Below are 24,363 nucleotides of genomic sequence, written 5' to 3'. Positions count from 1 at the left end.
TGCCCCGGCCACCTTGTCGCAAATTCCGCCTCTACTGGCGATTACCTCTGCGCCTCGCCCCAAAAAAGCGAAACTCCGAAAGATCTCGATCCTCGGAGTTTCACTGCCCTCAACCACGAATCAGTGCCGCACGGCCTCGCCCGCTAGCACCCCCGTCTGCGCGTAGAACTCCTGCTGCGCGAACGCAGCGCGCTCGCGCCGCGCACGCTCGCCGCGGTCCGCGAGCGAGCCGACGACGATCCCGACGAACGCGAGCGGCACCGACACGAGCGCGGGGTTGTCGAGGAACACCGCCGCGTGCGCGTGATGCAGCACGTCGACCCACACCGACTTCGACAGCACCGTGAGCGTGACCGCCGACACGAGGCCGACCATGAACGCGACGTTCACGTGCTTGAACAGGATCGACAACGCGATCGCCGCCGCGCGCGAGACGCGCATCTCGAGGCACTCGTCGGGCTTGCCGCGCGCCCACATCTGCGCGTAAAGATCATGCGAGATCGTCGTCGCGCCGGCGAGCGTGAGTCCCGCGACCACCGCGAGGACCGTCGCGAACGCCGCGGTTCAGCGGCCCGTCAGCGCCGGCAGGCGTCTGAACAGCGTCTCGTAGTCGATCACGAGCCCGTCTTCGTCGATGTCCATCTCGGCGGTGAAATTCCGGAAGATGCCTTCGTAGCGGTAGCGCCGGCCCGGCTCGATGCACGCGTAAGCCTGCTTGACCGGCGTGACCTTCAGGTCCGGCGTCGAGATGTACGCGACGTCGATCGGCCGCCGCTCGCCGCGCGCGAGCCCAAGGCGACCGATCGGCAGCGCGTTCGTGAACGGCGTCGCCGCGATGTCGATGTCGATGCAGCCGTCGAGTTCGGGCAGCGCACGGCCCGCGCCGTCGCGCCAGTGGCCTTCGCCGTCGCCGCGCAGTTCGAGCGTGCCGCCGCCCATCACCTTCAACACCGCATACGTCACGCGCCAGTGCGCGTCGCACTCGACGCGATACGCGAGCCCGTACGCACGGCCGTACCGCTGGCCGACCACCGCGCTTTCGACGACGATCCCGCCGCCGCTCCGGTCGAACGCCAGATGTTCGACCCCGTCGCCTTCGAGCGACGCCCATCGCACTTCACGCATCGTTCCCCCTCCCGGTTTCCCCGCTGCGGGACACTGTCGCACGAATCCACCGACGAAAACGCCGGCGGATGCCTGAATTCCCTCACCACGAAACGTTCGCCCCGAAAAACGCCAATGCAACGCCCGCCAGGACATGGCCGGCCGCCCGCATTCCCCATTTCGGGGCAGCGCCGACAAATCCTGACTATCCAGAATTCCCTATTCCGGTGCATCGGATTGTGTCCTATGCTCGCGGCTCGTCCTGTTCCGCCGCCATCATGCCTACCGCCCGCTCCGCCTCGCCGTCGATCGACCTGCGCATTCTGCTGCGCGGCATCGGTCAGATCGTACTGCAGGCGAACGCGCTCACCGGCGCGCTGCTGCTCGCCGCGCTGGCGCTGACCGACCTGCGGCTGGCATGCGCGGCGCTGCTCGGCTCGGCCGCCGCCAGCATGACCGCCGTGCTGACGGGCGCCGCGCGCCACGACGTCGAACAGGGGCTGCACGGCTTCAACGGCGCGCTCGCCGCGCTGATCGCGGCGCTGTTCGCGCCCGCGTCCCTTGCAGCCGTCGCGCTGGCGCCGCTGGCCGCGATCGGCGCGGCGCTCGTGCAGCGCGCGATGCGCACGCCGCTCGCCCGCTGGCGCCAGTGCCCGTATTCGAGCCCGTGCCTCGCCGTCACCGCGCTGTGGCTGCCGTTTGCCGCACCGCAACACGCGGCCGATGCGACAGCCAGCGTGGCACTGACGCCGCCGTCCGTCACCGACGCATTGCTGTCGGGTGTTGCTCAGACCACCTTCGCGCAAGGCGCATGGGCCGGCGCGCTGATCGTCGCGGGCCTCGCCGTCGCGTCGCGCCGCGCGGCCGCGTTCGCGCTCGGCGGCGCGATCGTGTCGACCGTGCTGCTGCTCATGCTCGGCGCGAACGGTGCGCTGTTCGCCGACGGCCTGCTCGGCTTCAACGGCGCGCTCGCCGCACTGGCGCTGATGTCGCGCGGCCCGCGCGCGGCACTTGCAGCCGCCGCACTCGCCGCGCTGATCCAGTGGCTCGCGATGCGCGCCGGCATCCCCGTGTTCACGGCGCCTTTCGCCCTTGCATCGTGGGTGACCGTAGCCGTCGCGCGCCGCCTCACCTTCGGAGAACCCGATGTCGTCATTCGCACACCGTCCTGATGCCGTGAAACCCGGCGGCCCGATCTCGGACGCCGAACGCCGGCTGCGCGTCGACCTCGCTGCCGCCTACCGGCTCGTCGCGCTGAACGGCTGGGACGACCTGATCTACACGCATCTTTCCGCGACCGTGCCCGGCGAGCCCGACCACTTCCTGATCAATCCGTTCGGCCTGACGTTCGACGAGGTCCGCGCATCGAACCTCGTGAAGATCGACCTGGCCGGCAACCGGATCGGCGCCGGCGAGCACGCGGTCAACGTGACGGGCTTCGCGCTGCACGCGGCCGTGCATGCCGCCCGCGCCGACGCCGTCTGCGTGATGCATCTGCACAATACGGCCGGCATCGCCGTATCGATTCAGCGCGACGGGCTGCTGCCCGCGTCGCAGCACGCGCTGCGCTTTCACGGCGACCTCGCGTACCACGACTACGAGGCACTCGCGTTCTCGCCGGCCGAAGGCGCGCGGCTGACTGCGAGCCTCGGCGCGAAATCCGCGATGCTGCTGCGCAACCACGGCACGCTGACGGTCGGCCGCACCGTCGCCGAAGCCTATGTGCTGATGGACACGCTGATCAAGGCCTGCGATATCCAGGTGCGCGCGCAGGCCGGCGGCGGGCCGCTCGTGCTGCCCGACCCGGCGGTGGCCGACCGCACCGCCGAACAACTGCGCGACGGCGGTGCGATCGAAGGCGAACTGGAATGGCCGGCGCTGCTGCGCCGGCTCGACCGGATCGATCCGTCGTATCGCGACTGACGCCGCATCCCTGGCCGCGATCGCGGCCGAACCCGACACACTCAACCGGAGCACTTGTCATGCCGACTTTCAATATCCAGCTCTTCGAAGGCCGCACCGTCGAACAGAAGCGCGAATTCGTCGAAGCAATCACGCGCGTCACCTGCGAGACGCTCGGCTGCGAGCCGGGCTCGGTCGACATTATTCTCACCGACGTGAAGAAGGAGAACTGGGCGACGGCCGGGAAGCTGTGGAGCGACGAGCGCTGAACGTCACACCCGGCGATGCTTGAACGCCCGCCTGCATCGCACTGATTCATCACCTGCGGCGCCCGCCCGGCGGCGCTGCAGGCGGCTTCCTTCTCCGCCTCCCGATGTGCGCGCGCACATCGCATTGTCACGCGATCGGTGCATATAATGCGGCTCAGACGCAGCAGCCGATGGCCACCCGACGAGGAGACCGCCATGGAAGCGAAGCACGAGGAAGTCGTCGCACATCTGCTCTCGGACGTCGTCGAATTCGCGCGCGGGCGCCTGCCCGAAGCCACGTTCCGGATCGTCGAACCCTTCCTGCGTCATTACTACGATTTCGCCGATGCCGACGATCTGCAGAGCCGCAGCATCGCCGATCTCTACGGCGCCGCGATGGCGCACTGGCAGACCGCCCAGAAATTCGTGCCCGGCAGCGAACGGCTGCGCGTGTACAACCCGATCCTCGAACAGCACGGCTGGCATTCCGACCACACGGTCATCGAGATCGTCAACGACGACATGCCGTTCCTCGTCGATTCGGTGACGATGGCCGTCAACCGCCTCGGGCTCGCGCTGCATTCGGCACTGCACCCGGTGTTCCGCATCTGGCGCGGCGCCGACGGCGGCATCGAGCGCGTCGATGCGGGCGGCGCGACGCCCGGCGACGGCCAGTCGCAGCTCGCGTCGTTCATCCATTTCGAAGTCGATCGCTGCGGCGATGCCGCGCTGCTCAACACCTTGCGCAACGACATCGCGCACGTGCTCGGCGACGTGCGCGCATCGGTGGAAGACTGGCCGAAGATCGTCGACATCGCCCGCGCGACGATCAAGGAGATGAAGGCGCGCGAATCGACCGCGGAAGACATCGAGGCGCGCGCGTTCCTCGAATGGATGGCCGCCGATCACTTCACGTTCCTCGGCCAGCGCGACTACGCGCTCGTGTCCGACGGCACGGGCTTCGGGCTGCGCGGCATCGAGGGCACCGGCTTCGGCATCCTGCGCGAATCGCTGCGCACGTCCGGCGCCCCCGACGTCACGCCGCTGCCGCAGGCCGCCGCCGACATCATCACCGGCGCCTGGCCGATCTTCCTGACCAAGGCGAATTCGCGCGCGACCGTGCACCGGCCCGGCTATCTCGACTACGTCGGCGTGAAACTCGTCGGCGCCGACGGCAAGGTCACCGGCGAGCGCCGCTTCATCGGGCTCTACACGTCGACCTCCTATTTCGGTTCGTATACCGAGATCCCGATCGTGCGCCGCAAGTGCGCGAACATCGTGCGGCGCGCGGGCTTCCTGCCGAAGGGGCATCTCGGCAAGTCGCTCGTGACGGTGCTCGAAACCTATCCGCGCGACGAACTGTTCCAGGCCGACGAAGACCAGCTCTACGACATCGCGCTCGGCATCCTGCGGCTGCAGGAACACCAGCGCACGCGCCTGTTCGTGCGGCGCGACCGCTTCGACCGCTTCGTGTCGTGCCTCGTGTTCGTGCCGCGCGACAAGTACAACACCGACCTGCGCCGGCGCATCGCGAAGCTGCTCGTCGATGCGTACAACGGCGTGACCGTCGAATTCACGCCGCTGCTGTCGGAATCGGCGATCGCGCGCATTCATTTCGTCGTGCATGCGGAACCGGGCACGATGCCCGACGTCGACACGCGCGAGCTCGAAACGCGGCTCGTGCAGGTCACGCGCCGCTGGCAGGACGATCTCGCCGACGCGCTGCTCGACGCCTTCGGCGAAGAGCAAGGCAACCGGCTGCTGCAGCGCTATGCCGATTCGTTCCCGGCCGGCTACCGCGACGACTATCCGGCGCGCACGGCCGTGCGCGACATCGAGCTGATCGAACGAGTGAAGGATTCGGGGCAGCTCGCGATGAACCTGTACCGGCCGATCGAGGCGGAAGCGCGTGCGTTCCGCTTCAAGGTCTATCGCGCGGGCGACCCGATCGCGCTGTCGCGCAGCCTGCCGATGCTCGAGCATCTCGGCGTGCGCGTGGACGAGGAGCGGCCGTACCGGATCCAGACGCAGGACGCCGCGCATGCGTGGGTGCACGACTTCGGCCTCGAGCTCGCAGACGACACCGAATTCGACATCGAGCGCGTGAAAGGCCTGTTCGAGGATGCGTTCGACCAGATCTGGAGCGGCCGGATCGAGAACGACGACTTCAACCGCCTCGTGCTGCGCGCCCATCTGAGTGCGCGCGAAGTGACGATCCTGCGCGCGTATGCGAAGTATCTGCGGCAAGTCGGCTCGACCTTCAGCGACGCGTATATCGAGCGCGCGTTGACCGGCAACCCGGCGATCGCACGGCAGTTCGTCGAGCTGTTCCTGCTGCGCTTCGACCCGGCCACCGGCGACACGCGCGACGTGCAGGCCGAGCGGCTGCTGAAGGCGATCGAAGGCGCGCTCGACCAGGTGCCGAACCTCGACGAAGACCGCATCCTGCGGCAGTTCCTCGGCGTGATCAACGCGACCGAGCGCACGAACTACTTCCTCGTCGACGCAAACGGCGAATCGAAACCGTACCTGTCGTTCAAGTTCAATCCGGCGAAGGTGCCCGGGCTGCCCGAGCCGAAGCCGATGTTCGAGATCTGGGTGTATTCGCCGCGCGTCGAGGGCGTGCACCTGCGCGGCGGCCGCGTCGCGCGCGGCGGCCTGCGCTGGTCGGATCGCCGCGAGGATTTCCGCACCGAAGTGCTCGGGCTGATGAAGGCGCAGATGGTGAAGAACGTCGTGATCGTGCCGGTCGGCTCGAAAGGCGGCTTCGTCGTGAAGAACCCGCCGCCGCCGAGCGATCGCGAAGCGTGGATGCGCGAAGGCATCGCGTGTTACCAGACCTTCCTGCGCGGCCTGCTCGACCTGACCGACAACCTGGCCGGCAACGCGATCGTGCCGCCGCCCGACGTGGTGCGGCACGATCCCGACGATCCGTACCTGGTGGTCGCCGCCGACAAGGGAACGGCCACCTTCTCCGACTACGCGAACGCGATCTCGCACGAATACGGCTTCTGGCTCGACGACGCGTTCGCGTCCGGCGGCTCGGTCGGCTACGACCACAAGAAGATGGCGATCACCGCGCGCGGCGCGTGGGAATCGGTCAAGCGCCACTTCCGCGAGATGGGCATCGATACGCAGACGACCGACTTCACGGTGGTCGGCGTCGGCGACATGTCGGGCGACGTGTTCGGCAACGGGATGCTGCTGTCGCCGCATATCCGGCTCGTCGCCGCGTTCGATCACCGGCACGTGTTCCTCGACCCGAACCCCGATCCCGCGACGAGCTTCGCGGAGCGCGCACGCATGTTCGCGCTCGAACGCTCGAGCTGGGCCGACTACGATCCGGCCGCGATCTCGGCGGGCGGCGGCGTCTATCCGCGCACCGCGAAGACGATCCCGCTGTCGCCCGCCGTGCAGGCCGCGCTCGGCATCGACGCGCACGCGCTGCCGCCGGCCGAGCTGATCCGCGCGATCCTGCAGGCGCCGGTCGACCTGCTGTACAACGGTGGCATCGGCACCTACGTGAAGGCGGCGCGCGAAACCCACCTGCAAGTGGGCGACCGCGCGAACGACGCGGTGCGCGTGAACGGCGCGGACCTGCGCTGCAAGGTCGTCGGCGAAGGCGGCAACCTCGGCTGCACGCAATTTGGCCGGATCGAGTTCGCGCAGCGCGGCGGCCGCATCAACACCGACGCGATCGACAACTCGGCCGGCGTCGATTGTTCGGATCACGAAGTCAACATCAAGATCCTGCTCGGGCTCGTCGTGTCCGACGGCGAGATGACCGGGAAGCAGCGCAACGCCCTGCTCGCGGAGATGACCGACGAAGTCGGGCTGCTCGTGCTGCGCGACAACTACTACCAGACGCAGGCGCTGTCGATCGCCGGCCGTTATGCGGTCGAGCTGCTCGATGCCGAGACGCGCCTGATGCGCTGGCTCGAACGCGCGGGCCGCCTGAACCGCGTGATCGAATTCCTGCCGACCGACGACGAAGTCGCCGAACGGCAAGCCGCGAAGCTCGGCCTCACGTCGCCGGAACGCGCGGTGCTGCTCGCGTACAGCAAGATGTGGCTGTACGACGCGCTGCTCGAATCCGACGTGCCCGAGGATCCGCTGGTTGCCGCGATGCTCGTCGACTACTTCCCCAAGCCGCTGCAGCAGCGCTTCAGCGAACCGATGCGCCGCCATCCGCTGCGCCGCGAGATCCTCGCGACGCATCTGACCAACGCGCTCGTGAACCGCGTCGGCTGCGCATTCGTGCACCGGCTGATGGAGGAAACCGACGCGAAGCCCGGCGACATCGTGCGGGCGTGCATCATGGCGCGCGACGTGTTCGACCTCGATGCGGTATGGCGCGACATCGATGCGCTCGACAACCGCGTCGCCGACGACGTGCAGGCGCGCATGTTCGTCGACGTCGCACGGCTGCTGGAACGCGCGGCGCTGTGGTTCCTGCGGCATCTGCAATCCGGCGCGGTGGCCGACGGCGGCGTCGCCGAGCTGATCGCGCGCTGCCGCGACGCGGCCGAGCGGCTTGCGCCGCAACTGCCGTCGCTGTTGCCGGCCGACGATCTCGAAGCGCTGTCCGAGCGGCAGCGCGTGCTGGTGGAAGCCGGCGTCGACAGCGCGCTCGCGGTGCGCGTCGCGAGCGGCGACATCTCGGCCGCGCTGCTCGACATCGCCGAAGTGGCCGCGACCAGCAACCGCAGCCTCGAACTCGTCGCGGGCGTGTATTTCTCGCTCGGCACGCTGCTCAATTACAGCTGGATCGGCGAGCGCGCGGCGACGCTGCCGACCCCGACGCACTGGGACATGCTGGCGCGCGCGGCCGCGCTCGCGGAAGTCGCGCGCCTCAAGCGCACGCTCGCGGCGAGCGCGCTTGCCGAATCGCCGGATTCGACCGCGCCGGAGACGATCGTCGGCGCGTGGCGCGCGCGCCGCGAAACTGCGCTCGCACGCTACGAGCACCTGCTCGCCGACTTGCGCGCGTCCGGCGGCGCGAGCCTCGCGGTGCTGCTCGTGGTCGTGCGGGAAATGGCGGTGCTCGAACGCGCGTGACCCGGCTGGCCGGTTCCGCGTGACCGGAACCGGCGCGCTGCCGGCATGCCTGCGTACGCGCGAGGCTAGACCGTCGCGACCAGCAGTTCCTCCGCGTTGTTCGGCGGCCTGAGTCCGTCCGCACGATCCGCGAAATAGCGGCGCGTCAGTTCGGCAGCCGAAACGTGCTCGGTCTTCGTGAAGCCGGCCTCCCGCGCGAGCGCCTGCATCTGTGCCGGCATGAAGAAGCTGATGAACGGCGTGCCGCTCGCGCGCGCGCCCTTCGCGGCCATTTCCAGCCCCGGGCGCACGTCCGGATCCGCATGTTCCAGCGGCAGCAGGAACGTCATCGCGAGCGTCGAGCCCGGCGCGAGCGAGGCGACTTCGCGCAACGCGGCCGCGTTCGCCTCAAGCGTCAGGTACATGCTGACGCCGGTGGACACGACGACCGCCGGCTTGCCGGCATCGAAGCCCGCACCGACGAGCGCCGCGCGCCACGATTGTTTCGCCTCGAAATCGACCGGCACGAAACGCAGCCAGTCGGGCACGCCGAAGCCCAGCTCGACGAGGCGCCGTTGCTTCCAGCGCTGCGGCGCCGGCTGGTCGACCTCGAAGACGGTCACACGCGACGCCATGTCGGGCCGACGCTGCACGAAGCTGTCGAGCCCTGCGCCGAGGATCACGTACTGGCTCACGCCGCGCGCGGCCTGCTCCACCACGAGATCCTCGATGAAGCGCGCCCGCGCGACGATCGACGCGCGAAACGGCCGCGTGAACTGCGGATCCATGTCACCGCGCTGCTGCCAGCCGGGTTCCGGTGCGAGCAATTGCCGCCCGACTTCGTCGGCGAGCACATGCGGCGGCGCATCGAGTTCGACGTGCAGCGCACGCCACAGCGCGACGCGCGCGGCGGTGCTGTCGGGGGCGCTTTCGCGGGGTTCGGTCATGTCGGCCTCACGCACCCTGCTGCGCTGGCGCCTGCAGGCGCCACACGCGACCGTCCGGATCGCGTACGGTCATGTCGCGCGTGCCCCAGTGCGTATCCTCGAACGGCGTGACGACGTCGACGATCGGCTGCGGCTGCACCGCCTGTTCATTCGGCACCTTGAGCACGACCTGCATGTCCGGCGTTTCGCCCGGCGGCACTTCGGCGATGAACAGGAAGGGGCCGTCGCCATGACGCAGCTGGCCCGAGTTGTGATCGGTTTCGAACTCCAGCGTGAAGCCCAGCGCCTGGAAAAACTTCGCCGACTTGCCCCAGTTGTGCGTCGTCAGGTACACGGCTTCGATTCGCTCGGATGACATGTCACTCCTCCTCGATGGACGGCCCCGCGCCCGGCTGCGGCGCGGCCAGGTACGCGCGCAATGCATCGGCCACCAGCGCGGACAGCGACTGCTCCGTTTCGATGGCGCGATGCTTGACCTGCCGGATCAGGCTCAGCGGCAGGTACACGTTGAATTGCTTCACTTCTTCGTCGGTCATGGGATCTAGTATGCTAGCAATCTAGTAAAAATCAAGTGCGAATGCAGCCCATTTGCGCGAGCCGCGATCAGGTATCGTGAGCCCGCGCTAGGCCGCAGCGCGCGCCGCCAGCCGCGCGAACAGCGCGTCGAGATCGAATCCCGTCGTATCGATGCCGATCGTGTCGCGCAGGCACGCGCCCCATGCGGCCGCATCGTCGAACGTGACGGAGTGCCCGGCGCCCGCCGCATCGCGGATCGTCAGCGTGGTGTTGCGCAGCGCAGCGCGGCCGTCCGGCAGCACGCGGCATGCGATCAGGTTGTGCAGGAAGATCGATTCGGGATACGTCGAAGTAAACCAGTTCGCGGCGTCGTAATCGATCCATTCGACCCGCTTCGGCTGGAAGCGGTAGGTGGTCTGCCAGCCGTCAGGCGTCTCGATCTGCATCTCGAATTCACCGTCGACCGGCGCGGCGACGACGCGGAACGCGCCGTGCGGCGTCAATTGCCGCTCGTCCGGCACGAAACGTAGCGGCGCGGTCAGCGTGGCGCTGCCGAAGCCGATGTCGGCGAGCCAGGCCGCGCCGTCGAGATCGATGCGCAGCAGCATGTGCGTATGCGCGGTGGCGACTTCCGGCGGCTGCATCCAGCGCACGCGCGCGATCATCGGCGTCACGCGAAAGCCGATCGTCGTGAGCGCGGTGTAGAACAGCTTGTTGAGTTCGAAGCAGTAGCCGCCGCGGCGGCGTTCGATCACCTTGTCGACGATCGCGGGCAGGTCGAGCGCGACGCGCGCGCCGGTCAGCGGATTGAGGTTTTCGAACGGAATCGCTTGCGGGTGCAGCAGGTGGAGCCGGCGCAGCACGTCGAGCGTCGGCTCGACCGGGCCGTCGTAGCCGATGCGGGAGAAATAGCGCGAGAGGTCGAACGAGTCAGTCATGAACCTGCACCGAAAAAGGGACACGCCACGATAACATCGCGCGAAATCCCCATGTTGTGCGGGGCGATCTTCGTCGTCGCGCGCGATGCCGGCACAGCATCGCGCGGCCCTGCGCAACGTTACGGCAGCAGCTTCAGCGCGGACGACGCGACCGACGGCACCGAAATGCCCTGGCTCGTCGCGAACTGCACGGCCTGGCTGAGCGTCGCCGCGAGCGACTGCAGCTGGCCCGGCGCACTTTGCGCGATATATGACGCAGCCTGCATGTTCTGCGGATTCAGGCCCGACTGCAACAGCGACGCCGCGCTCGTCGAGCCGAGATTGCCGAGCCCCGACTGCAGCTGCGAATACTGCGTGAGCCCCTGCCCGAGCGACGCGAGGCCGTTGCTGAAGGCCTGCTTGTCGATCGGCCCGTGCGTCGCGCCGCCGCTCGCGAACGCCTGGCCGAGCGCCTGCGACACCGATTGCTGCGCGCCGCCCATCTGCGACAGCGTGGCGGGCGTCAGCGCATCGCCGCCGGCCAGCTGGCTCGCGGCCTGCTGCGCCTGCCCGGCCGCGCCAGTCAGGCCCATCGCCGACGCGAGCGAAGACTGGCCGGTCAGCACCTGCTGGTTCGCGCCGACGTAAGCCTGCAGCAATTGCGAAACGCCGCCCTGCGCGGGCGCCGCCTGCTGCTGCCCGCCGCCGAGCAGCGACGCGCCGAGCGACTGCAGGTCGAGCTGCGCGTGCGCGGCGCCGCTTGCCAGGATGCCGAACGCGATGCCTGCCGAGGCCAGGTACCGGCCCGTCGCGCGAATGTGTTTCATGTGTGTTCCTCGTGCCGGAATGATCGAGGCCAATATTGTCGAAGCGCGCCGCGCGCCGCCGCAACGACTGAAACACATCGAAACGAAATCATGAGACGCGAAGGCTTGTAATTCCGCGGCCGGCGCACGCGCTCGAGCGGATTCATCCGGGTTTGCCGCGCGATATCCCGCGTGTCCCGACATTCGTTCTCGAGCCGCATCAATGGCGGCGAATAGCGGCGAATGTCGGCGTCCGCACGGTGACGCGGCCGGTGGCCTGCAGCCGTCGCACGTCTTGAACCGCACGTCGGATTCAACATCGACCGGCGGCATGTGACGCGGAACGTGCCGGACCGCGTCAATCACATGACGCCACACCGTCGCGCAAATGCGCCCGTGCCGGGATCCGGCGTGACGCGCGCCGACGAACAGCACGGCGCGGCGTGACGCAGAACGTTCCGTGCCGCGTCATTGGCGTGACTTCATGCCGTCGCGCAACGCGCCCGCGCCACGGGCTCGGCGTGACATGCCCCGGCAACACGTTCGGAAACAAAAGCAAAACGAGCGGCTTGCCCCGCCCGCTTGGCCCCCTCCGCCAGCGGCTATCGCCCGGCCGCCGCGTCACCCCGCCATCCACGCCGGCAGCCGCCCGTCCACCCAGCCGGCCGCCTGCTCGTAGCCGCGCGCGAGCTGCAACACGGCGAGATCGCCGCGCGGGCGCCCGATCAGTTGCATCCCCATCGGCAGCCCCGCGTCGTTGAAGCCGACCGGCACACTGATCACCGGGCAGCCGGCCAGCGTCCACGGCACGACCGTTTCCATCCAGCGGTGGTAGGTATCCATCGCACGGCCCGCGATCTCCGTCGGCCAGCGCTGGTCGACGTCGAACGGGAACACCTGCGCGGTCGGCGCCGCGATGAAGTCGTAGCGGTCGAAGAAGCTCAGCACGGCCTGATGCCACGCGGTGCGCTCGACGCTCGCCTCGAACACGGCCGCGCCCTGCATCTCGAGCAGCCCTTCGACCTCGTAGATCGCCTCGGGCTTCAGCAACGCGCGCCGCGCCGGGTCGCGATAGTGCGCCAGCAGCCCGCCGCCGGACAACAAGTGCCGGTGCGCGAGCCACAGGCGCCAGATCCGGTCGGGCGCGAACGCCGGCAGTGCGGCATCGACGTCGCAGCCGATCTCGCGCAGCGTCGCCAGCCCCTGCTCGCACAGCGCGAGCACGCCGGCCTCGGTCGCGAGATAGCCGTTCCAGTCGCCGACCCACGCGATGCGCTTGCCGCGCAGGTCGGTGTCGAGCGGCCGCGCGAACACGGCCGGATCCTCCGCGAGCGACAGCGGATCGTTGCGGTCGTAGCCGGCCTGGATCGCGAGCAGCTGCGCGACGTCGCCGACCGTGCGGCCCATCGGCCCTTCGATGCCGAGCTGCTGCACGAACACGTCGACGCCCGGCCAGCGCGGCACGCGGCCCTGCGACGGGCGGAAGCCGTAGATGTTGCAGAACGCGGCCGGATTGCGCAGCGAACCGCCGAAATCGCTGCCGTCCGCGACCGGCAGCATCCGCGACGCGAGCGCCGCCGCCGTGCCGCCGCTGCTGCCGCCCGCGCTCTTCGTCAGGTCGTACGGGTTGCGCGTCGCGCCGTAGACTTCGTTGAACGTGTGCGAGCCGAGCCCGAATTCGGGCGTGTTGGTCTTGCCGATGAAGATCGCGCCGGCCGCGCGCATCCGCGCGACGCACACGGAATCGGCCTGCGGCACGTTTTCGCGGAAGATCGGCGAGCCGTAGGTCGTCCGCAGCCCCTTCGTCATCGCAAGGTCCTTCGGCGCCTGCGGCATCCCGTGCATCCAGCCGTGGTACTCGCCACGCGCCAGTGCGGCATCCTTTTCCGCGGCTTCGGCGAGCAGCGCGTCGCGATCGCGCAGCGCGACGATCGCGTTGACCGCGCCGTTCACGCGCTCGACGTGATCGAGATACGCGCGCATCGTCTCGACGCACGACACGGCCTTGCCGCGAATCGCCGACGCGAGTTCGCCGGCCGACAGGCGCACGATCGGGTCGACGGGGATGGAAGCGGGAGCGAGATGCTGCGGGGCGCCGTGCGGCATGCGGAGTCTCCTGGAATCGGAACGGGATGGCGGGCCGCATGGCGGCGGACGCCCCCCGAAACGGCCGGGCGGGGCCGCGCCGCGGCCGATGCACTACTCTACGCGACGCCGGATCGGCAACCTCCGATATTTTCCGCCGCGATTCATTGCGGTTCCGACTAAATCGGGGCGACAGGCCACGCTTCGCACGCGCCGCCCTCGCGGATGAAATCGTTTATGCGCATAAACTTAAATTTCTTATATTTCTATCAGGCGCATCAGGAGACGGCGCGCGTTAACGACATTTTTACGCGGTCGCCCGTTCTCTTTAGATCGTTCGTCCCGGCGGCACGCTACGCTGGAATCATCTCGTTTCCTGGACAACGTTCATGCTCAAGCTGCTGGTTCCGGTCGGCCACTCTCCCCGCTCGCTTCAGGCAGTTCGCCACGCGACATTCCTGTATCGCGAACGGTGCGCGTCGGAAATCGTGCTGATCAACGTTCAGGCGCCGCTCGAATCGACGCGGCTCGAGGCCTACCATCCGCTGTCGCGGCTGCGTTCGATCGAGGAGAAGTTCGCGTCCGCCGATCTGGCCATGGCCGAGCGGATCCTGCGGGAAGCCGGCGTCAAGTACAGCATCGTGATGAAGGTCGGCCCGGTGGCCGATACGATCGCGGCCGTGGCGGCGGAGACGGGGTGCGACGAGATCGTGGTCGTCGCGCCGCGGCACGATCCGTTGCATGCGCTGATGTCGGTGTTCCGCCGCAGCGTGATGAGCCGGCTGGTGCGGATTTCGAACGTGCCGGTCACGGCCGTGCAATGACGGCGACGACGCGCGGCAACGCGACGGCGGCCGTTCGCTGACGGACCGCAGGTTTGCAGCGAGCGGTGCGGCACCCGGGCGCGTTCAGCGTTACCGCCCACGCACGCACCGGCGTTCCCGCCGCGCTTACTTGATGACCTTGCGCCAGAACACGAAATAGGCGGCTGCCGAAGACGCAACGAGCAGGATGGCCCACATCGGAGCGAGGCTGATCAGGACGGAAGAGACGTTAAGCATTTGGATTCCTCACTATTTCGACAGCGATGTTCAACTCGCACCTGCTTGCCGGAACCGATGCATTCCTCCGCGATCGCGTTCCGTCAAATCATGCGTTCATGCTATCGCTCTGAACGGTCGTCCGACCGCCCCCTCCCGCCCGTCTCCTGACATTCGTCAAACTCGCGCGAATCGCGGGCCTGTCGCGCTGAAAACCGTCGCGCGAATGCATCGCCGCACGTCCGGTTTCGCCCGCCGGCCGCATGGAAGCGGCGCCTTCGTTCCCCACGCAACACGCGAAAAACGGGACACGATCACCCCGCCCGCCCCCGGTTTCAGCAGACGTTTACCGGGGGAACCCCCAAGTGCTTCGTCGAACGTGTCCGCGTTACGCTTGTGCGACGAGGAGACGAACCATGAGACGAGCCGTACATATCGCTGTTTTCGCGCTGCTGGCATATCTCATCGGCGATCGCGCGATCCTGCATGCGCAGGGCCGCGACACCAGCCCGCTCGCATGCGAACAGGGCGCCGCGCAAGTGAAGGTCGACGCGCTCGGCCGCGGCTTCGGCGAAGCAGCGGCCAGCAGCCAGGGCGAGGCATTCATGTCGGGCTGCCTGGTGACGGGGCGCGGCAACCAGGACGTTGCGCTGGCGAACCGCTGACGTGCATTCGCCGACGCTCCGGCCGGGTTCGGGTCACGAGGGCTGAACCGGAGGAGCCGCGCACGCCCTCATCCCTTCCCGCTTGTTTCGATCGATATCGCGACATGTCGCGACGCATGTCACGTTCAGGGCGGCGGTCATGCCGAACGGCCGTGCGTGACCCGCATCGTCGCGTGGAAGACACGTCGACATCCGCTCGATCGGGGCATTCCTGCCGTATGGCGCGCCCCCGTCGATCAACCGCTCGAACGTCCGGCCGCCGCGGCCAGACTCCGTTTCATCTGCAACGACACCCCACCCAACGATGAGCCATCCGCACACCGAGTTGATCCAGCGCTTCTACACGGCGTTCCAGCAGCGCGACATCGACGCGATGCTCGCCTGCTATGCCGATGACGTCGTCTTCAGCGATCCCGCGTTCGGCGAGCTGCGCGGCGACCTCGCACGCGATATGTGGCGCATGCTGGTCGCGCGTGCGCAGGACTTTTCCTTGACGTTCAGCGACGTCGCCGCGGATCAGCAGGCCGGACGCGCCGAATGGATCGCCCATTACCGGTTCACCACGACCGGCCGGATGGTGGTCAACCGGATCGACGCGCGGTTCCGGTTTCGCGACGGGCGCATCGTCGAGCATCGCGACAGCTTCGACCTGTGGCGCTGGGCGCGTCAGGCGCTCGGACTGAAAGGCGCGCTGCTCGGCTGGACGCCTTTCGTGCAACGCGCGATCCGCGCACAGGCGCGGAAGAACCTCGACGCGTATCGCGCACGGCGGAATTAGCTCGCGCACCGTCATGGCTTCATCGTCGCGTTGATCAGGTCGTACGCCATGTCCGGTAGAACGCCGTCCGGATTCCGGAGACCGTACTCGCGATACCAGCTTTCGTCGGCTTCGGGATGCGGACCGACGAGCCCGACGCGCCCTTTGCCGTAGCGATAGGTCGCGGCTGCGATATCGCGGTTCGGATAGGTCGCCAGCACGGCCGCGCCGGGGGCGGCCGGGAGCATCGCGCCGTCCTGGAAGTAGATCCAGCGTTTCTTCCCGCGCCATACCACCGGCGTCACCGTGTCCGCGATACCGTGAAGCGTCGAGCGCGGCCGGTCGACCTCCGAGTCGATCTCGCCCGCGACCAGCCCGAAACCCGGGTCGCCCGCCAGGTAGGCGCCCATGCAGATGCCCAGATAGCGCCCGCCGTTCGACACGTAGTGCCGCACGGCCTCGATCGAGTCTTTCCCGATGCTGGCCGCCGCGCCGGGGATGTCCTGCCCGCCGCCGGGCTGGACATACAGCGCGGCGCCGGCCAGGACGGCAGGCGTGATCCGGCGTTTTTCCGCCGGCCCGACGTAAAACACCCGGAACTTGTGCTCCGATTCCCGCAGGCGCCTCGCAATCGTCTCGGGGCAACCGTCGCATGCGGCCGGGCCGCGATAGACCAGTGCGACGGGACGGCTGTCGAAGCCGCGCGTTTCGTCGTCGGCCGCCGCCGCATGAACGAGCGACGACGCGACGAGCGACAGGACAACGAAAATCGATTCTCTGGATCGCATGTTCCGGATTGACGGGACTTGAGGGTTCGCGGCCGGCCGTTCGCGACGAAGCGGCCGGCACGCGCCAATGCCCCGTTTTTTTGAAATCTCGCTGAAAGGCACGTGAAATACAGCGTAGGCGCCCGAAAGCGGTATGTGTGTGCCGTTTCCTGCGTGCTTGTGCAGAAATGTGCGCCGCCGGCAACCGGACTCCCGGGCTTCGTAACCGGTAGCGCCCCGCGCGGGCCGCAGCCTCGGGCGCCCCTTGCCTGTTCACACGACAGCGTTCGGCGCCGCGCCGCGGGCGACCCGACACAGACGGGCGACCCCGGATCCCGGTCACGCACACCGCCGCCCCAGTTCCTCCCATCAACAGCCGGAACACCCGAGACAGCGCCTGCAGGCATGCCCCGGCGAGCCGCCGAAGCACATCCGCAAACACCGGCTCCCCCGCGCCACCGCACTTTTCCATGCCCCAAGTCTCAACTCTTATATAAGACATAAGACATTTGACGTTACAGATCATTGAGATTAGAATCCCGCTCAAAGCAGTGCCTGGAACAGCCCCGGAGTGCCGGCAAGGCCTTCCCCTCAAACGCAATATCAGCAGGTCTCCCCATGCTTGAAAACTTTCGTGCTCACGTGGCCGCCCGCGCCGCGCTCGGTATTCCTCCCCTGCCGCTGACGGCTCAGCAGACCGCCGAACTGGTGGAACTGCTGACCAACCCGCCCGCCGGCGAAGAGCAGACGCTCGTCGACCTGATCACCCATCGCGTGCCGGCCGGCGTCGACGAAGCCGCCCGCGTGAAGGCCGGCTTCCTGGCCGCCGTGGCCAAGGGCGAGACCGCCTGCCCGCTGATCTCGCGCGAACGCGCCACCGAACTGCTCGGCACGATGCTGGGCGGTTACAACATCCAGCCGCTGATCGAACTGCTGTCCGACGAAGCAGTCGCTGCCGTCGCCGCTGACGCACTGAAGAAAACCCTGCTGATGTTCGACCAGTTCCATGACGTCAAGGAACTCGCCGACAAGGGCAACGCGCACGCGAAGGCCGTGCTGCAAAGCTGGGCCGACGCCGAATGGTTCACGAGCCGTCCGGAAGTGCCGCAAAGCCTGACCATCACCGTGTTCAAGGTGACGGGCGAAACGAACACCGACGACCTGTCGCCGGCCCCGGACGCCACCACCCGCCCGGACATCCCGATGCACGCGCTGGCGATGCTGAAGAACGCACGCCCGGGCATCACGCCGGAAGAAGACGGCAAGCGCGGCCCGGTCAAGTTCATCGAATCGCTGAAGGAAAAGGGTCACCTGGTCGCCTACGTGGGCGACGTGGTCGGCACCGGCTCCTCGCGCAAGTCGGCCACCAACTCGGTGCTGTGGTTCACCGGCGAAGACATCCCGTTCGTGCCGAACAAGCGCTTCGGCGGCGTGTGCCTCGGCGGCAAGATCGCCCCGATCTTCTACAACACGATGGAAGACGCCGGCGCGCTGCCGATCGAGCTCGACGTGTCGCAGATGGAAATGGGCGACGTGGTCGAACTGCGCCCGTATGAAGGCAAGGCGCTGAAGGACGGCAACGTGATCGCCGAATTCCAGGTCAAGTCCGACGTGCTGTTCGACGAAGTGCGCGCCGGCGGCCGCATTCCGCTGATCATCGGCCGCGGCCTGACCGCGAAGGCGCGTGAAGCGCTGGGCCTCGCGCCGTCGACGCTGTTCCGCCTGCCGCACCAGCCGGCCGACAGCGGCAAGGGCTTCTCGCTCGCGCAGAAGATGGTCGGTCGCGCATGCGGTCTGCCGGAAGGCCAGGGCGTGCGCCCGGGCACGTACTGCGAACCGAAGATGACCTCGGTCGGCTCGCAGGACACCACGGGCCCGATGACCCGCGACGAACTGAAGGATCTCGCCTGCCTCGGCTTCTCGGCCGACCTCGTGATGCAGTCGTTCTGCCACACCGCCGCGTATCCGAAGCCGGTCGACGTGAAGACGCACCAGACGCTGCCGAACTTCATCAGCACGCGCGGCGGTATCGCGCTGCGCCCGGGCGACGGCGTGATCCACTCGTGGCTGAACCGCATGCTGCTGCCCGACACCGTCGGCACCGGCGGCGATTCGCACACGCGTTTCCCGATCGGCATCAGCTTCCCGGCAGGTTCGGGCCTGGTCGCGTTCGCGGCCGCCACCGGCACGATGCCGCTGGACATGCCGGAATCGGTGCTGGTCCGCTTCAAGGGCAAGATGCAGCCGGGCGTCACGCTGCGTGACCTCGTCAACGCGATCCCGCTGTACGCGATCAAGCAAGGCATGCTGACGGTCGCCAAGCAAGGCAAGAAGAACATCTTCTCGGGCCGCATCCTCGAAATCGAAGGCCTGCCCGACCTGAAGGTCGAGCAAGCGTTCGAGCTGTCGGATGCGTCCGCCGAGCGTTCGGCCGCCGGTTGCTCGGTGCGCCTGAACAAGGAACCGATCATCGAATACCTGAACAGCAACATCACGCTGCTGAAGTGGATGATCGCGCAGGGCTACCAGGATCCGCGCAGCCTGCAGCGCCGTATCGCGGCGATGGAGCAGTGGCTGGCCGACCCGCAACTGCTGTCGCCGGATGCCGACGCCGAGTACGCGGCCGTCATCGAGATCGACCTCGCCGACATCCACGAGCCGATCGTCGCCTGCCCGAACGACCCGGACGACGTGAAGACGCTGTCGGACGTCGCCGGCGCCAAGATCGACGAAGTGTTCATCGGCTCGTGCATGACCAACATCGGTCACTTCCGCGCCGCGTCGAAGCTGCTCGAAGGCAAGCGCGACATCCCGGTCAAGCTGTGGGTCGCGCCGCCGACCAAGATGGACCAGAAGCAGCTGACGGAAGAAGGCCACTACGGCGTGTTCGGCACGGCCGGTGCGCGTACCGAAATGCCGGGCTGCTCGCTGTGCATGGGTAACCAGGCTCAGGTGCGCGAAGGCGCGACGGTCATGTCGACGTCGACCCGCAACTTCCCGAACCGTCTCGGCAAGAACACGAACGTGTATCTCGGCTCGGCGGAACTGGCGGCCATCTGCTCGCGTCTGGGCAAGATCCCGACCAAGGAAGAGTACATGGCGGACATGGGCGTGCTCAGCGCCAACGGCGACAAGATCTACAAGTACATGAACTTCGACCAGATCGAAGACTTCAAGGAAGTGGCCGACACCGTGCAGATGTAAGCACGCGCGACGGGCTGCGACGGGCGGTTGACACGTCGCGGCACCACGCCATGGCGCCGCAGGCTGAAAGGCCTGCGGCGCTTTTTTTATGCCGTTTCGCCGCCCGGCTCTCGCCGGATCACCAGTTCGTTGAAGCCGGTGCCCGCATCGGGTTCGCGAGAGAAACGATGTGCGGGCAGCAGCGCGAGCAGGATCTCGGCGGTCGTGCGCACCACGCAACCGCTCGCCACATGGCCGCCCGACACGCGGCCGCTCGCATCGGAAACGGCCATATGCAGGTGCGCGCCGTCCGGCGACACCGAACCGGCCAGCGTCAGAATTTCGAGGTCGCCGCGCAATTCGGTCGGCTGGTCGACGCCGGCGAAGCGCAATTGCGCGACGCTCAGGCTGCCGATGCCCTGGATCACGAAGGCCGCGTGCGCACCGAGCGGGCGCAATGCTTTCTCGATCGACCGGCGCAGATCGTCGCCGGGGGAAAGACGCAGAGGATGGGCTTGCATGGTCGATCCTGTTCGTGGGCCGGGGTGCCGGCCAAGCGTAAGTTTGCGCCGGCAACCCGGCAAGGCCGTCAGTCGATCGGCCGCTCAGAGGTCGAGCCGCAGACACTCGAATTCGACCGCGCCACCGCATGGCAACTCGCCCACGTCGATCACGAAGCCGACCACGTCGATCAACCCCTGCTCCCGGTCGACGACCTGCGCACATCCGCGATAACCATACGGGTTTGCGGTTTTCCCGATCCATTGCCGGCTGGCCGCCCGCTTTGCATCGTCCGGCCAATCGTCAAGACAGGCCGCGCGCACATCGCAGTCGACCGCCGACACCGGCGTTCGCACGATGTCGTTCACGCGCGCCGTGCCGCCGAACGAGAACACCGTGATCTCGTGCTCGCCGCAGGATAGCGTCACTTCCGCGCATTCACTGTCGACGGAATACGCTGCGACGCGGGTTACCACGATCTGTTTCATGTCGTTGCTCCATACTCGACGCCACCCGCTCCGCGGTCGGTCAGCGAATCCGGTCCTGACTCGCAAGCATACTCCGGCGATTCGCGCGCACCGCATCCGGCCCGCCAGCATGCGCCGGCTAGGCACGCGAATGCGATTGGTCTAATCTGCAACGCGAGCCGCCAACCCCAACTTCCTCCGATGACGACCCTTCCGAACCGACAATCCCGCCTGCGCGGCGGCCTGCTTGGCCTGCTGATCGGCGACGCACTGGGCGTGCCGTACGAATTCCACGACGCCGCGTCGATCCCGCCGCCCGCCGCGATCGACATGACGCCGCCGCCCGGCTTTGCGCGCGCACACGACGGCGTGCCGCCCGGCACCTGGAGCGACGACGGCGCGCAGGCGCTCGCGCTGCTCGACGCGCTCGCGGATGACCGCGACCTCAATCTCGACACGTTCGCCCGCAACCTGCAGGACTGGTTTCATCGCGGCGCCTTCACGCCGGACGGCCGCGTGTTCGATGTCGGCCTGCAGACGCAGCGTGCGTTCCATGCGCTGGCGGCCGGCGCGGCGCCCGCCGTTGCCGGCCCTGACGGCGAGCGCGACAACGGCAACGGCTCGCTGATGCGCTGCTTCCCGGTGGTGATGGTCGCCGCCTCGCGCGACGACGCGATCCGGCTTGCGTGCAAGCAGAGCGTCGTCACGCACGGCCACGTGCGCTCGCAGCTGTGCTGTGCGCTTTATGGCCTGACGGCATGGGGCATCGTCAAAGGCAAGCCGGCGCCGGATGCGGTGCGCGCGGCCGAGGACGAGCTGCTCACACGCTACGCGGGCACCGCAGACGAAGTCGAACTGAAGATCGTGCTCGATGGCCGCTTCGACGCGCCGCAAGGGTCCGGTTACGTGGTCGACAGCTTCTGGTCGTCGATCCATTGCCTGTTGTCGACGCGCAGCTACGAAGACTGCGTGAAGCGCGCGATCGCGCTCGGCAACGACACGGACACGACGGCGGCCATCGCCGGCAGCCTCGCCGGCGCGCTGTACGGCGAGCACGCGTTACCCGACCGGTGGGTCGCGGCACTGCGCGGGAAAGAACAGGTCGAGGGCCTGCTCGCGAAATCGTGAGCGTTCGAACAGAATGCGCGGCCGACAACAGAGAGACCGGACGGGAGAGTACGCAGACGCGAACGGGTACAACCGACGCGTGACCGACATGGAAAACAGCCGCCGGAATTGACCTGACCGGGCCATCGCCGGCCCGGCCGCCTCACGCGCGCCGGTCGCTCGCCAGCAACCCGTACAGCGCGCTGTCCGACACTTCGTCGCCGACGATCCAGCGTTCGCGCAGCAACCCTTCCCGCGCGAAGCCGAGCCGTTCGAGCAGCCGCGCCGACGCGACGTTGCGCGGATCGATATCGGCTTCGATCCGGTTCAGCCGCAGCGTGCCGAACGCGTGATCGATCACGGCCGACGCCGCCTCGCGCATGTAACCGCCGCGCCAGTACCGGCGCCGCAGGCTGAAGCCGATCTCGGCACGCCGGCATTGCTCGTTCGCATGGAACAGCACGCATTCGCCGAGTGCTTCACCGGTTTCCCGCAGTTCGAGCACGCAGATCAGGTCCTGCCCGCTCGCGGACGTCTTCAGGTTGCGCGCGACGCGCTCGACGGCCTGTTCGATGTGCGTCATCGGCGAGAACGAGAAATAGCGCATCGCTTCCGCATCCGACCAGATCTCGAAGAAGGCGTGCGCGTCGGCTTCGCGCAGCGGCCGCAGGACGAGGCGGGATGTTTCCAGCGTGACGGGTTCGAACAGGGGCATGACAACACTCGATCGAAAAACGGGAGCGTGAATTAGAACACGCAAGCCTCGAGTCGGCCACGCCGCGCGTTCGCACGGCCCGCCCCGCCACGCCAACCGGATCGCCGTGAAAAACAAAAAGCCCGGGCATCGCCCGGGCCTCACCACGTCATCCGTTACCGCCGCCGGCCGCGCTTACGCTTCAAGCGCTTCGAGCACCTTCCCCTTCGTCTCGATCCCGACGAAGTGCACGGTCACCGCCGCAATCAGCGGCACGATGCCGATCAGGTAGAACGCGGGCGCGAGATTCCCGCCGATGATCGCGTGCGGCACCACCATCGGCGCGACGAACGACGCGATCTTCAGCCACGCGCTGCCGAGCCCGCAGCCCGACGCGCGGATGCTCGTCGGATACTGCTCCGGCGTATAGACGTACGCGGTGATGAACCCCGACGCCATCAACCCGAGCGACAGCGAGCAGAAGATCGAGACGACATACACCGACGACGCGTGATAGACACCCGCGAACGCCAGCGACAGCGCGCACAGCACGAACGACCACACGATCACCGGCTTGCGGCCGAGCTTGTCGACGAGCAGCGCCGACGCCAGCGACCCGAGCACGCCCATCACCGAGCCGATCACCGCGAGGTTCAGCGCGAGCTGCAGCGGCGCGTGATAGAAGTTCTTGTAGATCGTCGGCAGCCACGTCGACAGCCCGTACTGGATGAACCCGCAGGTCGCCCACAACGTTGCCACCGCGAGCGTGCGCTTGCGATACGCGGCGCTGAACAGGTCGCTCATCCGGCGCTTCGGGTGCTGGCGCACCATCTCGTCGAACGCGGCCACCTGCGTGACGGGCGGCAGTTCGCCGCGCACCGACGCTTCGAACGCGCTCGTCGCCCGCCCGGCTTCCGCGAGCCGCCCGCGCGATGCGAGCCAGCGCGGCGATTCCGGCACGAGGCGCGTCAGCACGAGCGACAGGATCAGCGGCAGCCCACCGACGAAGTACATGATCTCCCAGCCGAAGCGCGGCACGAGCCACGCGCCGAGCGCCATCGACACGAGCAGGCCGATCGGGAACACGATCTCGTACAGCAGCACGAAGCGGCCGCGGCCATGTGCGCGCGTGATCTCGTTGATGTACGTCGCGGCGACCGGCAGCTCGCCGCCAAGCCCGAGCCCCTGCAGTATCCGCAGCAGCACAAACACTTCGAACGTCGGCGCGAAGCCGCACGCGATGCTCGTGATGCCGATCACGGCCGAGCTCCACGCGATCGCCTTCACGCGGCCGTGCTTCTCCGCCAGCGCGGGAAACAGGAATGCGCCGATCAGCTGGCCGATCGCGCCGGACGCGATCAGCAGGCCGATCTGGGTCGGCGACAGCCCCCATTTGTGAATCAGCAGCGGCAGCGTGGCCGCGATCGTGATCACGTCGAAGCCGTCGAAGAACGTCGCGGTGCCGATCAGCACGCGGGCGCGGATCTGCATTGCGTTGGCCGGAAGCCGCTCGAGCCGCGCGATGATCGCGCCGGGCGTGGAGGCGGCAGCTTCCATCGTGGCGCGACCGGCCACGACATTGTCGAAAGTGCTCATGCGGAGGATCTCCTGGGTTTCGTC

General features: G+C 67.8%; 21 protein-coding genes and 1 pseudogene. 9 read left to right on the top strand and 13 right to left on the bottom strand.

The annotated features are described in order from the left end of the window. Positions 1-120: 120 nt before the first annotated feature. A pseudogene (locus ACTJLD_RS20305) lies at positions 121-555 on the bottom strand (sodium:solute symporter family transporter); the annotation flags it as partial. Between the two features lie 9 nt (positions 556-564). Then, positions 565-1,125 (bottom strand): putative glycolipid-binding domain-containing protein, encoded by a 561-nt coding sequence (locus tag ACTJLD_RS20300; protein WP_060173480.1) that lies wholly within the window; start codon positions 1,123-1,125, stop codon positions 565-567. Between the two features lie 257 nt (positions 1,126-1,382). Here ACTJLD_RS20300 and ACTJLD_RS20295 point away from each other — a divergent pair, with 257 nt between their 5' ends. From ACTJLD_RS20295 to ACTJLD_RS20280, 4 genes are all read left to right on the top strand, one after another. Next, the gene (locus ACTJLD_RS20295; protein WP_124545527.1) at positions 1,383-2,276 is read left to right on the top strand and encodes an urea transporter; all 894 of its coding nucleotides are present in this window, start codon (positions 1,383-1,385) and stop codon (positions 2,274-2,276) included. Then, entirely contained in the window at positions 2,251-3,027 is a 777-nt protein-coding gene (locus ACTJLD_RS20290) for a class II aldolase/adducin family protein (RefSeq protein ID WP_440659493.1), read from the top strand. Before ACTJLD_RS20295 ends, ACTJLD_RS20290 begins: the two co-directional genes overlap by 26 nt. A 59-nt stretch (positions 3,028-3,086) precedes the next feature. Then, positions 3,087-3,275 carry a 4-oxalocrotonate tautomerase gene (locus ACTJLD_RS20285; protein WP_027789356.1) on the top strand — a complete coding sequence of 63 codons (189 nt, stop codon included), beginning with the start codon at positions 3,087-3,089 and terminating at the stop codon, positions 3,273-3,275. A 195-nt stretch (positions 3,276-3,470) separates the two neighbouring features. Next, positions 3,471-8,312, top strand: coding sequence for an NAD-glutamate dehydrogenase (locus ACTJLD_RS20280; protein ID WP_440659492.1), 4,842 nt, complete (start codon positions 3,471-3,473; stop codon positions 8,310-8,312). A 65-nt stretch (positions 8,313-8,377) separates the two neighbouring features. Here the strand turns inward: ACTJLD_RS20280 and ACTJLD_RS20275 are convergent, their stop codons facing one another. The 6 genes from ACTJLD_RS20275 to ACTJLD_RS20250 all read right to left on the bottom strand — a co-directional run bounded on the left by ACTJLD_RS20275 (position 8,378) and on the right by ACTJLD_RS20250 (position 13,583). Next, entirely contained in the window at positions 8,378-9,238 is an 861-nt protein-coding gene (locus ACTJLD_RS20275; RefSeq protein WP_027789358.1) for a class I SAM-dependent methyltransferase, read from the bottom strand. Positions 9,239-9,245: 7 nt separating this feature from the next. Then, positions 9,246-9,596, bottom strand: a complete 351-nt coding sequence (locus ACTJLD_RS20270; protein WP_027789359.1) for a VOC family protein — start codon at positions 9,594-9,596, stop codon at positions 9,246-9,248. A gap of 1 nt (position 9,597) precedes the next feature. Then, complete coding sequence (locus ACTJLD_RS20265; RefSeq protein ID WP_021161490.1) at positions 9,598-9,774, bottom strand: ribbon-helix-helix protein, CopG family; 177 nt, start codon at positions 9,772-9,774, stop codon at positions 9,598-9,600. Positions 9,775-9,861: 87 nt separating this feature from the next. Then, a complete protein-coding gene (locus ACTJLD_RS20260; RefSeq protein ID WP_060349802.1) occupies positions 9,862-10,692 on the bottom strand; it encodes an arylamine N-acetyltransferase family protein in 831 nt (276 codons plus the stop codon). 119 nt (positions 10,693-10,811) lie between these two features. Then, positions 10,812-11,498: a hypothetical protein gene (locus ACTJLD_RS20255; protein WP_153489298.1), complete on the bottom strand. Its 687-nt coding sequence runs from the start codon at positions 11,496-11,498 to the stop codon at positions 10,812-10,814. A gap of 600 nt (positions 11,499-12,098) precedes the next feature. Then, the gene (locus ACTJLD_RS20250) at positions 12,099-13,583 is read right to left on the bottom strand and encodes an amidase (protein ID WP_440659491.1); all 1,485 of its coding nucleotides are present in this window, start codon (positions 13,581-13,583) and stop codon (positions 12,099-12,101) included. Positions 13,584-13,951: 368 nt separating this feature from the next. Between ACTJLD_RS20250 and ACTJLD_RS20245 the strand changes: the two genes are divergently transcribed. From ACTJLD_RS20245 to ACTJLD_RS20235, 3 genes are all read left to right on the top strand, one after another. Beyond that, positions 13,952-14,386, top strand: a complete 435-nt coding sequence (locus tag ACTJLD_RS20245) for a universal stress protein (protein WP_060083682.1) — start codon at positions 13,952-13,954, stop codon at positions 14,384-14,386. Positions 14,387-15,018: 632 nt separating this feature from the next. Beyond that, complete coding sequence (locus tag ACTJLD_RS20240; protein WP_021161497.1) at positions 15,019-15,267, top strand: hypothetical protein; 249 nt, start codon at positions 15,019-15,021, stop codon at positions 15,265-15,267. Between the two features lie 304 nt (positions 15,268-15,571). After that, entirely contained in the window at positions 15,572-16,045 is a 474-nt protein-coding gene (locus tag ACTJLD_RS20235) for a nuclear transport factor 2 family protein (protein WP_048022623.1), read from the top strand. A gap of 11 nt (positions 16,046-16,056) precedes the next feature. Here the strand turns inward: ACTJLD_RS20235 and ACTJLD_RS20230 are convergent, their stop codons facing one another. Beyond that, the gene (locus ACTJLD_RS20230) at positions 16,057-16,812 is read right to left on the bottom strand and encodes a BPL-N domain-containing protein (RefSeq protein ID WP_060313015.1); all 756 of its coding nucleotides are present in this window, start codon (positions 16,810-16,812) and stop codon (positions 16,057-16,059) included. A 597-nt stretch (positions 16,813-17,409) separates the two neighbouring features. Here ACTJLD_RS20230 and acnB point away from each other — a divergent pair. Beyond that, positions 17,410-19,995 carry a bifunctional aconitate hydratase 2/2-methylisocitrate dehydratase gene (acnB, locus tag ACTJLD_RS20225; RefSeq protein ID WP_027789367.1) on the top strand — a complete coding sequence of 862 codons (2,586 nt, stop codon included), beginning with the start codon at positions 17,410-17,412 and terminating at the stop codon, positions 19,993-19,995. Positions 19,996-20,081: 86 nt separating this feature from the next. On the opposite strand, the gene ACTJLD_RS20220 is transcribed toward acnB, so the two are convergent. Both ACTJLD_RS20220 and ACTJLD_RS20215 read right to left on the bottom strand, forming a co-directional pair. Further along, the gene (locus ACTJLD_RS20220) at positions 20,082-20,495 is read right to left on the bottom strand and encodes a PPC domain-containing DNA-binding protein (protein WP_027789368.1); all 414 of its coding nucleotides are present in this window, start codon (positions 20,493-20,495) and stop codon (positions 20,082-20,084) included. 84 nt (positions 20,496-20,579) lie between these two features. Further along, a complete protein-coding gene (locus ACTJLD_RS20215) occupies positions 20,580-20,963 on the bottom strand; it encodes a hypothetical protein (protein ID WP_226253642.1) in 384 nt (127 codons plus the stop codon). 180 nt (positions 20,964-21,143) lie between these two features. Here ACTJLD_RS20215 and ACTJLD_RS20210 point away from each other — a divergent pair, with 180 nt between their 5' ends. Further along, positions 21,144-22,070, top strand: coding sequence for an ADP-ribosylglycohydrolase family protein (locus ACTJLD_RS20210; RefSeq protein ID WP_060173490.1), 927 nt, complete (start codon positions 21,144-21,146; stop codon positions 22,068-22,070). A 142-nt stretch (positions 22,071-22,212) separates the two neighbouring features. Here ACTJLD_RS20210 and ACTJLD_RS20205 read toward each other — a convergent pair whose 3' ends face one another. Beyond that, the gene (locus ACTJLD_RS20205) at positions 22,213-22,764 is read right to left on the bottom strand and encodes a GNAT family N-acetyltransferase (protein WP_124673953.1); all 552 of its coding nucleotides are present in this window, start codon (positions 22,762-22,764) and stop codon (positions 22,213-22,215) included. Between the two features lie 174 nt (positions 22,765-22,938). Further along, on the bottom strand, positions 22,939-24,339 hold the full coding sequence (locus ACTJLD_RS20200; RefSeq protein ID WP_060173492.1) for an MFS transporter: 1,401 nt from the start codon (positions 24,337-24,339) through the stop codon (positions 22,939-22,941). Positions 24,340-24,363 lie beyond the last annotated feature (24 nt).

The organism is Burkholderia sp. 22088, from assembly GCF_052045915.1.
In the GTDB taxonomy this organism is placed as follows: domain Bacteria; phylum Pseudomonadota; class Gammaproteobacteria; order Burkholderiales; family Burkholderiaceae; genus Burkholderia; species Burkholderia cepacia.
The sequence above is the reverse complement of the archived record's forward strand: the minus strand, read 5'-3'. Positions and strand labels throughout refer to the sequence as shown.

Coding starts and splice junctions, on each gene's coding strand:
- ACTJLD_RS20280 (WP_440659492.1), top strand. CDS start 3,471: ATGGAAGCGAAGCACGAGGAAGTCGTCGCACATCTGCTCTCGGACGTC.
- ACTJLD_RS20265 (WP_021161490.1), bottom strand. CDS start 9,774: ATGACCGACGAAGAAGTGAAGCAATTCAACGTGTACCTGCCGCTGAGC.
- ACTJLD_RS20255 (WP_153489298.1), bottom strand. CDS start 11,498: ATGAAACACATTCGCGCGACGGGCCGGTACCTGGCCTCGGCAGGCATC.
- ACTJLD_RS20210 (WP_060173490.1), top strand. CDS start 21,144: ATGACGACCCTTCCGAACCGACAATCCCGCCTGCGCGGCGGCCTGCTT.
- ACTJLD_RS20235 (WP_048022623.1), top strand. CDS start 15,572: ATGAGCCATCCGCACACCGAGTTGATCCAGCGCTTCTACACGGCGTTC.
- ACTJLD_RS20200 (WP_060173492.1), bottom strand. CDS start 24,339: ATGAGCACTTTCGACAATGTCGTGGCCGGTCGCGCCACGATGGAAGCT.
- ACTJLD_RS20300 (WP_060173480.1), bottom strand. CDS start 1,125: ATGCGTGAAGTGCGATGGGCGTCGCTCGAAGGCGACGGGGTCGAACAT.
- ACTJLD_RS20275 (WP_027789358.1), bottom strand. CDS start 9,238: ATGACCGAACCCCGCGAAAGCGCCCCCGACAGCACCGCCGCGCGCGTC.
- ACTJLD_RS20260 (WP_060349802.1), bottom strand. CDS start 10,692: ATGACTGACTCGTTCGACCTCTCGCGCTATTTCTCCCGCATCGGCTAC.
- ACTJLD_RS20205 (WP_124673953.1), bottom strand. CDS start 22,764: ATGCCCCTGTTCGAACCCGTCACGCTGGAAACATCCCGCCTCGTCCTG.
- ACTJLD_RS20250 (WP_440659491.1), bottom strand. CDS start 13,583: ATGCCGCACGGCGCCCCGCAGCATCTCGCTCCCGCTTCCATCCCCGTC.
- ACTJLD_RS20230 (WP_060313015.1), bottom strand. CDS start 16,812: ATGCGATCCAGAGAATCGATTTTCGTTGTCCTGTCGCTCGTCGCGTCG.
- ACTJLD_RS20285 (WP_027789356.1), top strand. CDS start 3,087: ATGCCGACTTTCAATATCCAGCTCTTCGAAGGCCGCACCGTCGAACAG.
- ACTJLD_RS20220 (WP_027789368.1), bottom strand. CDS start 20,495: ATGCAAGCCCATCCTCTGCGTCTTTCCCCCGGCGACGATCTGCGCCGG.
- ACTJLD_RS20215 (WP_226253642.1), bottom strand. CDS start 20,963: ATGAAACAGATCGTGGTAACCCGCGTCGCAGCGTATTCCGTCGACAGT.
- ACTJLD_RS20295 (WP_124545527.1), top strand. CDS start 1,383: ATGCCTACCGCCCGCTCCGCCTCGCCGTCGATCGACCTGCGCATTCTG.
- ACTJLD_RS20240 (WP_021161497.1), top strand. CDS start 15,019: ATGAGACGAGCCGTACATATCGCTGTTTTCGCGCTGCTGGCATATCTC.
- ACTJLD_RS20270 (WP_027789359.1), bottom strand. CDS start 9,596: ATGTCATCCGAGCGAATCGAAGCCGTGTACCTGACGACGCACAACTGG.
- acnB (WP_027789367.1), top strand. CDS start 17,410: ATGCTTGAAAACTTTCGTGCTCACGTGGCCGCCCGCGCCGCGCTCGGT.
- ACTJLD_RS20290 (WP_440659493.1), top strand. CDS start 2,251: ATGTCGTCATTCGCACACCGTCCTGATGCCGTGAAACCCGGCGGCCCG.
- ACTJLD_RS20245 (WP_060083682.1), top strand. CDS start 13,952: ATGCTCAAGCTGCTGGTTCCGGTCGGCCACTCTCCCCGCTCGCTTCAG.